The 8,612-nt window shown below is 69.4% G+C and carries 10 protein-coding genes; 5 read left to right on the top strand and 5 right to left on the bottom strand.

Annotated features, from left to right (window positions below; genetic code table 11):
• Positions 1-175: 175 nt before the first annotated feature.
• The gene (locus tag L0H79_RS18290) at positions 176-571 is read right to left on the bottom strand and encodes a VOC family protein (protein ID WP_301486076.1); all 396 of its coding nucleotides are present in this window, start codon (positions 569-571) and stop codon (positions 176-178) included.
• Between the two features lie 249 nt (positions 572-820).
• On the opposite strand from L0H79_RS18290, the gene L0H79_RS18285 reads away from it, so the two are divergent.
• A complete protein-coding gene (locus tag L0H79_RS18285; protein ID WP_301486075.1) occupies positions 821-1,786 on the top strand; it encodes a LuxR C-terminal-related transcriptional regulator in 966 nt (321 codons plus the stop codon).
• A gap of 20 nt (positions 1,787-1,806) precedes the next feature.
• Here the strand turns inward: L0H79_RS18285 and L0H79_RS18280 are convergent, their stop codons facing one another.
• Positions 1,807-1,989, bottom strand: coding sequence for a hypothetical protein (locus L0H79_RS18280; protein ID WP_301486074.1), 183 nt, complete (start codon positions 1,987-1,989; stop codon positions 1,807-1,809).
• A gap of 256 nt (positions 1,990-2,245) precedes the next feature.
• On the opposite strand from L0H79_RS18280, the gene trxA reads away from it, so the two are divergent.
• A complete protein-coding gene (gene trxA, locus L0H79_RS18275; RefSeq protein ID WP_301486073.1) occupies positions 2,246-2,623 on the top strand; it encodes a thioredoxin in 378 nt (125 codons plus the stop codon).
• A 10-nt stretch (positions 2,624-2,633) separates the two neighbouring features.
• Positions 2,634-3,029 (top strand): DUF302 domain-containing protein, encoded by a 396-nt coding sequence (locus L0H79_RS18270; protein ID WP_301486072.1) that lies wholly within the window; start codon positions 2,634-2,636, stop codon positions 3,027-3,029.
• Positions 3,030-3,145: 116 nt separating this feature from the next.
• Here the strand turns inward: L0H79_RS18270 and L0H79_RS18265 are convergent, their stop codons facing one another.
• Complete coding sequence (locus L0H79_RS18265) at positions 3,146-4,528, bottom strand: MBL fold metallo-hydrolase (protein ID WP_301486071.1); 1,383 nt, start codon at positions 4,526-4,528, stop codon at positions 3,146-3,148.
• A 93-nt stretch (positions 4,529-4,621) separates the two neighbouring features.
• On the opposite strand from L0H79_RS18265, the gene L0H79_RS18260 reads away from it, so the two are divergent.
• Both L0H79_RS18260 and L0H79_RS18255 read left to right on the top strand, forming a co-directional pair.
• Positions 4,622-5,110, top strand: coding sequence for a hypothetical protein (locus tag L0H79_RS18260; RefSeq protein WP_301486070.1), 489 nt, complete (start codon positions 4,622-4,624; stop codon positions 5,108-5,110).
• Positions 5,079-5,588, top strand: coding sequence for a hypothetical protein (locus L0H79_RS18255; protein ID WP_301486069.1), 510 nt, complete (start codon positions 5,079-5,081; stop codon positions 5,586-5,588). The genes L0H79_RS18260 and L0H79_RS18255 overlap by 32 nt, the downstream gene beginning before the upstream one ends.
• On the opposite strand, the gene L0H79_RS18250 is transcribed toward L0H79_RS18255, so the two are convergent.
• Both L0H79_RS18250 and L0H79_RS18245 read right to left on the bottom strand, forming a co-directional pair.
• Positions 5,570-6,877, bottom strand: coding sequence for a glycoside hydrolase family 1 protein (locus tag L0H79_RS18250; protein WP_301486068.1), 1,308 nt, complete (start codon positions 6,875-6,877; stop codon positions 5,570-5,572). The genes L0H79_RS18255 and L0H79_RS18250 overlap by 19 nt on opposite strands.
• A gap of 547 nt (positions 6,878-7,424) precedes the next feature.
• The gene (locus tag L0H79_RS18245) at positions 7,425-8,138 is read right to left on the bottom strand and encodes a CHAP domain-containing protein (RefSeq protein ID WP_301486067.1); all 714 of its coding nucleotides are present in this window, start codon (positions 8,136-8,138) and stop codon (positions 7,425-7,427) included.
• Between the last annotated feature and the right edge of the window lie 474 nt (positions 8,139-8,612).

Below are 8,612 nucleotides of genomic sequence, written 5' to 3'. Positions count from 1 at the left end.
CTGTCGATCAGGATTGCTGCACTGTCGATGAGGAGAACTGCACTGTCGATCAGGATTGCTGCACTGTCGATGAGGAGAACTGCACTGTCGATCAGGATTGCTGCACTGTCGATGAGGAGAACTGCACTGTCGATCAGGAGAAGTGCACTCTCGATGAGGAGAGGCGCACTCTCGATCAGGCGGTGCGGGGCGCGAAGAACTCGATCGGGATGCCGTCCGGGTCGCGGCAGGTCGCGACGTTCGCCGGCTCGGCACTGATCGTGCTGTGCGGCACGCCGGCGTCGTCGAGCCGGACGAGCCAGGCCTGCACCTCGGCCCGGTCGGTGCAGGCGATCGACACGTGGTCGAGACCGACCCGGGTCTCGTCGAACCGGTCACCCTCCGGTGTGCGCTCGTGGGCCTGCAGGCCCAGGACGACGCCGGGGCCCGCCAGCATGAGGGTGCGCCGCCAGCCGGGGCCGGTCATGTCGGGGCCGCGTCGCATCCCCAGGGACCGCTCGTACCAGGCCACACTCGTCTCGACATCGGTCACGGTCAGGGTCACATGGCTGAACGCGTCAATCGTTGGCATACGTCCATCTTGACCCCTTGCGCCAAACCGGCGGATGCCGGTCCCTGACATTCCCTCCTCTGCCAGGGACTGGCACCGGATTACACCTTGCCAGCCCGTCGACGCCGGCAGCATCGGCCGTGGAGGGGTTGCGGACCCCATCCTCCGGCCGAGGCCCGAGCACGGGCCGATCGAGCGGGTCCCGGTGGCGGCGACGCTGCCGGGCGGGGAGGATGGGGCCCATGAGTCAGGGGAGCGGGTGAGCCCGCGATGACCTCGATGCTGTCCGAGGCGGCGCTGCGAGCCCTGCGCCATGCCGACCAGCTCATCCAGGAGGCCGACCGCGGCGACGTGTTCGCGGTGTACGACACGTGCCGGGCCACCCTCGGGTCGATCGCGGCCCTCGACGACTTCTACGTCGCCCTCATCAACGAGGCCGACCGGCGGATCTCGTACCCGTACCTGTTCTCGAACGGCCGGTACGAGGAGGGCGGGACGGTCACCTACGCGCCCAACGGCCTGACGGCGTGGGTCATCGCGAGTCGGCGACCCTACCGCTACGCGGACGACGAGGGGGCCTTGCTGAACCGCGGGTACCGCTTCGGCGACGGCGAGCCGTCGGCCGACACGGTCGTCGTCCCATTGCTCGGTTCCGGGGACGGTGCGGTCATCGGGCTGATGAGCGCCCTGTCGGACACCGCGGACGCCTTCACGGACGAGACGGTCCGGGCCATGGAGTGGCTCGCGGGACTGGTCGTCGATCGGCTCCGCGCGAACCATCCCACCCGCGGCCTCAACCTGCCGCTCGTCTACCCCGAGCTCGACGACGCCGGCCGCTCCGGCACGCTGATGGCGCTCAACACCGCCGGTAACGCCCTGACCAGGATGGCGCAGGAGCTGACCGCACTCGCCGAGGCGGCAACGGACGAGCACCTCGCCGAGCGGCTCGCCGAGCTGTCGCGTCGCTGCTTCGGCGTCCAGGCCCAGCTCGTGACCAGGCTCGGCCCGAAGCACGACGCACCGGTCGACCCACTCCAAGGCCTCTCCCCCCGGGAGCGCGCCGTCGCCGAGCTGGTGACCGGGCCCGACGGCGACCCCGGCAACGCCGGCATTGCCGCGGCCCTCGGGATCAGTCCGGCGACGGTGAAGACGCACATGTCATCGCTGCTCGACAAGCTCGGCCTCGAGCATCGCAGCGAGCTGCGCTGGGTCGTGGGTCACGCTCGGCGCCACTGACCCCTCGGTGCGGACCGTGGTCAGCCTCGCCCGAAGAGACGGGCCAGCAGGCCGCCGCCCGCGGTCGCAGCCGGCGCGGCCTCCTTCTCGTGTCCCCGGCAGCGTTGGCTGCTCGGGACATTCCGCATCACCTGGTCGACGTGCTGGCCGCACCCGGCCCACGTCGTCTTGCCACAGGTCCGGCACGTGACGGCACGGCACATCACGGTCTCCTTCTCGGTCTGGGATGCCGAGGCCTCGAGGCCTCCGCATCAGGACAGTATACCCATAGGGGTATGACTTGATCGGTCGTCGACAGCAGCCCTCGCTAAGCGCCCGGCGCCCATCGCGGGGCCCGGACGGGTAGCACCGGCCGGGCCGGCGCTCCGGCCCGACCGCGGAATGGACGAGCCTCTGCCTGCGTTGGACCGGATACCCCCAAGGGTATAAGATCATGACATCCGTGCTGAAGGAGAAGCAATGACCACCCGAAAGCTGACGAGCGCCGACTTCGAGGCGACCATCACGAGCAACGACATCGTCCTTGTCGACTTCTGGGCCTCGTGGTGCGGCCCGTGCCGGATGTTCGCGCCGGTGTACGAGGCCGCCTCCGAGCAGCACCAGGACGTCGTCTTCGGCAAGGTCGACACCGAGGCCGAGCAGGCCCTCGCCGGTGCCGCCCACATCAGCTCGATCCCGACGTTGATGGCCTTCCGCGACGGGATCCTCGTCTTCAGCCAGCCCGGCGCGCTGCCGGCCGCCGCCCTCGAGCAGGTCATCAGCGGCGTGCGCGGGCTCGACATGGACGAGGTGCGCCGCCAGCTCGCCGAGCAGCAGCCGGCGACGACGACCGCCTGAGGAGGCCGTGATGGGCTACGCACTGAGCGCAACCGTCGACCTGGGCTTCGAGCAGACCCTCGCCGCGACCCGCGAGCACCTGGCCGCCGAGGGTTTCGGCGTGCTGAGCGAGATCGACATCGCCGCCACCCTCAAGGCCAAGCTCGACGTCGACCTGCCGCCGCAGGTGATCCTCGGAGCCTGCCGGCCCCCACTCGCGCACACCGCGCTCCAGGCCGAGCCCTCGATCGGGCTGCTGCTGCCGTGCAACGTCGTCGTGCGCAGCCTCGATGCCGAGCGCACCCTCGTCGAGGCCATGGACCCCGGGGTCATGGTCCAGCTGACCGCCAACCCAGCCCTCGAGGGCGTCGCAGCCGAAGCCGGCGAGCGCCTCGAGCGCGCCCTGTCGACCCTGGCGCAGGAGTAGACCCGGCGCCAGCCGCGGTTCTGGGGGAAGACCGTGGGAAGCCCGCCTGAGCGCGGGCGCGGGGTGAGCGGCATACGATCGTATGCCGCTCATCCTCTTTCCAGCGGCACGAACCCTCAGGCGGTGGTGGCCTGCGCGCGCGCCGCCCAGGCACCGTAACCGCCGAGGAGGTCGCTGACGTCGGCGAAGCCGCGCGCCCGTAGGAAGCTCGCACCGACGCTGCTGCGCCACCCACCTGCGCAGTAGAGCAGCACCGGCCGGGCGGGGTCGAGCTCGTCGGCGCGTGCGACGAGCTCGGCGAGCGGGATGTGCCGGGCACCCGGGAGCATGCCCGCCTCGAGCTCGCCCGCGTTGCGGATGTCGACGAGCTGGATGGCCGGCGAGGCCACGGCGTCGAGGGCCTGGCCGGCGGTGAGCCGGCTCGCGGGCACGACCTCGTCCTGGTGCTCGACCAGGTAGTCCTCGGGGTTGGCGACGTAGCCGAGGACGTTGTCGAAGCCGATCCGGGCGAACCGCGTCGCGACCTGCTGCTCCTGGCCCTCGGGCGCCATGATCACGACCCGCTGGTCCGGCGTCAGCACGGTGCCGACCGTCTCGGCGAGCCGGCCGTCCCACGGGACGTTGAGCGCGCCACGCAGGTGGCCCGCGGCGAACTCCTGCTGGTCGCGGGCGTCGTGCAGGACCCCGCCGTCGGCGAGCGCCGCGTCGACCTGCTCGCCGGTCAGGGCCGGGACGGTGGCGTCGGCGTCGCGCACCGTGCGCTCGTGCTTGTTCAGGGTGGCGTTGTAGACGAAGTAGGCGGGGGCCGGTGGCTGTCCCGCCGTGACGACCTCGACGAACTCGGCCTCCGACATCGGCTGGCAGGCGTAGTTGAAGGTGCGCTGTTCGCCGATCGTCGACTGTCGCTCGGTCGAGAGGTTCTTGCCGCACGCCGAGCCGGCGCCGTGGGCCGGGAAGACCCGGACGGCGTCGGGCAGCGCCATGAGCTTGTGCTGGACCGAGTCGTAGAGCATCCGGCCGAGCTGCTCGGCGGTGACGCCGACGGAGGCGAGCAGGTCGGGTCGGCCCACGTCACCGATGAAGAGGGCGTCGCCGGTCAGGACTCCGTAGGCGACCTGGTCGTCGGGATGCTCGAAGACGAGGACGCTGATCGACTCGGGCGTGTGGCCGGGGGTCGCCATGACCTGCAGGGTGACCTCGCCGAGGCTGATCCGCTCGCCGTCGACCAGGGAGCGGACCTCGAACTCGGGCTTCGCCGCCTCGCCGTAGCCGATCCAGGCGCCGGTCGCGCGCGCGAGCTCGAGGTGGCCGGACACGAAGTCGGCGTGGAAGTGGGTGTTGACGACCCCGACGATGCTCAGGCCGTGCGCCTGCGCGTCGTCGAGGTACTCGGCGACGTCGCGCCGAGGGTCGACGACGACGGCCTGGCCTGTGCTCGGGTCGCCAATGAGGTAGGACGCCTGCGAGAGACAGTCGAGGTAGTACTGCGTGAAGATCATGGGGTCCTCCGGATGCCGAGCTCGATTCGAGGCTATCGCTGGCGATGCATACCCCTCAGGGTGTGGCCTGAACACGATGATACCCTCTGGGGTATGCAGAGTTGGTCCCGACGCCGGATCGGCTCGGGCCTGCTCGTGGTGGCCGGACTCGGGATCGTCGTGCTTGCCCGCACCGGCTGGGACCCCTGGGTGGCCCCGGTGTGGGCCGCCACGTCTCTCGTCTCCATGGGCCTGGCGGGTATGGCGCTGTCGACCTACCTCCCCGGGGCCGGGCAGGGGGCGCGGCTCGAGGCGGGATGCGGGTCCTGCACCCTGGCCGGCGGCCTCATGGCGCTCGCGGCGATCTGGCTGCTCGCCTCGGAGGCCCTGAGCACGGGCAACGCCCTGCTCGGGCTCGCCCTGGCCGGCGCGGCGCTGGCGCACCGGCTGACCCAGCCGACCTCGTGTGCGCCGGTCGCCTCGACAAGCCGACCCGATGATTGGCGCCACCCCGACGAGCACCGCCCGGGGGCACTCACCGCGGTGAGCGGCATACCGGAGGTTGGGGCGGATGGGACCGGCGCCGGGGACCGTCGTGCGTGACCTCTGCTCGCTTCGGCGGCTGCTCGTGGCAGCAGCGGGGGCCATCGGGACCGCGCTCGTGGTCGGGGTGCCGACCGTGGTCATCCCCAACCCCCTGTTCGGCCGCGAGCTTCCCGTGACGTGGTGGAGCTACCCCGTGCTGGCCGTCGTGTCGGTGCTGTCCGGGGTGCTGCTGGCGACGTACGTACGCGAGCGTGAGGCCGAGCCGGACGCGGCCGGCGACGACCGGGCACCGCGGCGTGGGCTCGTGGCCGGGATGCTGTCGTTCTTCGCGGTCGGCTGCCCGGTCTGCAACAAGATCGTCCTGCTCGCGCTCGGGACCAGCGGGGCGGTGACCTGGTTCGCTCCGGTGCAACCGTGGCTCGCGGCCGTCTCGATCGGGGGTCTGGTCTGGGCGGTGCGCACCCGGCTCGCGGGCCTGCGTTCGTGTCCGGTGCCGGCCGATGCGCCGGCACCGGCTCAGGGTCCGAGCGGGTAGGTCTGGGCGGCGACGAACTCGTCATGGCTGGCGCGGGTGACCCCACCCTCCGCGATCACCTGGGAGAGGAACCGGCCGCTGTCGCGCACGGTCCGCTGCTGCATCGCATAGTCCAACGCGACCAGTCCGAACCGGGGCCGCTCACCCTGCGCCCACTCCCAGTTGTCGACGAAGCACCAGTGATAGTAACGCTCGAAGGGCAGCCCGCTGCCGGCGATGGCCCGCAGGTGGTCGTGGACGAACCGTGCGCGGAACCCGTCGGCGGCGTCGGCCGTGCCGTTCTCGGTCACCCAGATCGGCCCGGGGTAGCGGCGGTACAGATCTCTGGCGACCTCGACCAGGCCGTCCGGGTAGATCTCCCAGCCCAGATCGTTCACGGGCACCCCGGGGAACGTGCCGTCAGCCAGACCCCGTACGGCGCTGCGGCTGTAGTAGTTGAGCCCGAGGTAGTCGTAGTGCGGGCCGGGCGTCACCTCGGCGGGCTGACGGCCCAGCAGCCGGCTGAACCGACCGCCAAGCATGGCGTCGGCGAGCAGGTCCTGGAACAGGGCTCGGCCCAGGGCGCTCGATGCCCGGTGGAAGGGGTTGCCGGGGTGGAGCGGGGCGAAGACCCGTGCGTGGTGGGCGAACCCGACCCGGGCTTCCGGCTGGAGCTCGTGGATCCGGTGGTAGGCGCGGCAGTGGGCGATCGCCATGTGCCGCAACGTGCTTCGCACCGCGGGCCAGGAGTGCCGGGCCGGGGGCGCCTGGCTGTAGAGGTGAGCCTGGACGGCATACACGTTGGGCTCGTTGATCGTGACCCAGTCGGTGACGAGGTCGCCGAGCGTGCCGACGACCACCTCGGTCAGGCGCAGGAACAGCTCGGGCGAGGCCGGGCTGGTGAACGCCCCGAGGCCCTGGAACCACGACGGGTGCGAGAAGTGGTGCAGCGTGACGAGCGGCACGATGCCGGCCTCGCGGATGGCGCTGAGCTCCTCGCGGTAGTGGGCGAGTGCGGCCTGGTCGACCTCGCCGGGTCGGGGCTCGATCCGGGACCACTCGACCGACATCCGGTAGGTCTGCAGGCCCAGGTCGGCCATCAGCGCGGTGTCCTCGCGCCAGCGCTGCCAGTGGTCGGTCGCCCGCAACGGCGTGGACCCGTCGGCGATGGTGCCCGGCAGGCTGGCCCAGTCGTACCAGTTGTTGTTGCGGTCGCCGCCCTCGATCTGCAGGGCCGCGGTGGCCACGCCGATCAGCAGGTCGCGGGTGCTGAAGAGCAGTGGGCTTGCGGGCATGACCGTCTCGGGCATGGGCACAGTCTGGCCGGTTCTCGGGTCGTAAGGCCAAGTGCGCTCGGCAGGCCGACTGGTTCAGCGGTGCCCCGCCGGTGCGGCTACATACGCGTGCCGCTTGTCGGTCGGTCACCGTCACGCCGACGAGGGCTCGCCGGCGTGCCGGGTCGGTGTGCGTCGATGATCGCTCCGATGAGCGCCCCCGGGGGAATCCCTGCGGATGCGGTCGATCGATCGGTCTTGTCTGCCTGGCTCATGATGACCTCCTCGGTAACGTCACCATGGTTGATCGGACGGTGGGACGGCAGGGACCATGGACCCGGATCCGAGGCTCATCAGTGCTCCGGTGACACCAACTCTTCCGCGATCGGCCCGCCAGTGCCGTGCCAGTGCCGCGCCGGTCACACCCAGGAGAACGGGCAGGATCCCGAGGTCCGAACCTCGGGATCCTGCCCCCCTCCGATGCTCCGATGGGCTGACGCGGCCTATCCCCTATCCCCAGAGGGGAACTGGAGCCGAGTCGCAGAACCACCGGAACCCACCACCCGCCATCTTGTGCGCTCGGCTACTTCCTCCAATAGCCGAGATATCCCCCCGACATGAACGGCGAGTAGTTTGCGGAGGCAATCGGATTGTGCCGCCTGTTGTTCTGGTCGTAGAGCTTGGCGGCGTGCCAAATGGCGATGTGTCCGTTTCCGTCAATCACGCTGGATGTGCTCGGTCCCCATACCAAGATATCGCCGGTCTTGAACGACTTGTTGGTGTGCCACGTGTAGCCCAGCGCCTTCAGTCGCTTACCAGCGATCCCCCCGGAGCGGTAGTCGACTGCATTCCCTCGCCAGGCTCGCGTGCTGATACCCCGAACGCGCAGGAGATACTGGCTCACCAGCGAGACGCACTGACCAGGGTACGTTCCCAGCGCATTGGCCCACACCTTACCCTTGGTCTGAGAGACGAAAGAGTTGATGGATATGGTTGGGCAGAGACCCGTGATGGGGTTGTTGGTGCCAGTGTAGAGGTCGACGTCCGCTGCGTAGTAGCCGTCCGAGGTCTGGTACCAGAGGTTGCTCGTTCCGCCCCATCCTGAGACCATTTGGCCCCACAGGTAGCACTTGAGCACCAACTTCTTCCCAGCCGGATAGGTCCCTTGTTGTCTGAAATTGGCGAGATGGGGCCCGGTCATGCGCTGCGTCGTCACTTTCACGGTTCCGTAACGGGTCGCGGCATTCGCTGTGGGAATCCCGCTCAGGGCCACCGTGACCAGTGCGAAAATCGTCACGAACGTGAGTGCGACCCTCGTTCTGATCGTCCTCGTAGCCCTGATGGTGAGTCGATCGCCTTCTCCTGTCATGCTTCCCTCCGAGTTTGCGGTGCGGTTCCTTCTGTCAGGCTGGTCCAGCAGGTCTAGCTGGACCAACATGGGAGCAGGCCGAAATGTCGCTTGGCCACTTCCCGACGATGTACCCCTGCGGTGATCAACGGCCCCTTCCGTCCGTTGATCCGGTTTCCTCGCAGGGATCGATGCATCAACTCTGCCGCCCCCGCCGAAGTGGTGGCCATACGGAGATAGGGTGATCTTTCCGATTCGTCCGGTGGTTCGGTGAACGGATGGTGAATGGGCCATGGCACCGAAGACAGCGCAAACAGTTGATCCGTTAGCCCGGTCAGGGCCCGGTCAGGGCCGGGTCAGGGCCCGGTCCAATGTCCATGATTTAGGGCTTGAGGGCCTGGAGTCGATGGATCGTGATGGCGT

The sequence above is a fragment of the Intrasporangium sp. genome, from assembly GCF_030452765.1.
In the GTDB taxonomy this organism is placed as follows: domain Bacteria; phylum Actinomycetota; class Actinomycetes; order Actinomycetales; family Dermatophilaceae; genus Intrasporangium_A.
Note: the sequence above shows the minus strand (reverse complement) of the source record. Positions and strands in the feature narration are given on the sequence as shown.

Bases quoted from the DNA above. Each gene is read 5' to 3' on its own strand.
- L0H79_RS18290 (WP_301486076.1), bottom strand. From the start codon at position 571: ATGCCAACGATTGACGCGTTCAGCCATGTGACCCTGACCGTGACCGAT.
- L0H79_RS18285 (WP_301486075.1), top strand. From the start codon at position 821: ATGACCTCGATGCTGTCCGAGGCGGCGCTGCGAGCCCTGCGCCATGCC.
- L0H79_RS18280 (WP_301486074.1), bottom strand. From the start codon at position 1,989: ATGTGCCGTGCCGTCACGTGCCGGACCTGTGGCAAGACGACGTGGGCC.
- trxA (WP_301486073.1), top strand. From the start codon at position 2,246: ATGACCACCCGAAAGCTGACGAGCGCCGACTTCGAGGCGACCATCACG.
- L0H79_RS18270 (WP_301486072.1), top strand. From the start codon at position 2,634: ATGGGCTACGCACTGAGCGCAACCGTCGACCTGGGCTTCGAGCAGACC.
- L0H79_RS18265 (WP_301486071.1), bottom strand. From the start codon at position 4,528: ATGATCTTCACGCAGTACTACCTCGACTGTCTCTCGCAGGCGTCCTAC.
- L0H79_RS18260 (WP_301486070.1), top strand. From the start codon at position 4,622: ATGCAGAGTTGGTCCCGACGCCGGATCGGCTCGGGCCTGCTCGTGGTG.
- L0H79_RS18255 (WP_301486069.1), top strand. From the start codon at position 5,079: ATGGGACCGGCGCCGGGGACCGTCGTGCGTGACCTCTGCTCGCTTCGG.
- L0H79_RS18250 (WP_301486068.1), bottom strand. From the start codon at position 6,877: ATGCCCGAGACGGTCATGCCCGCAAGCCCACTGCTCTTCAGCACCCGC.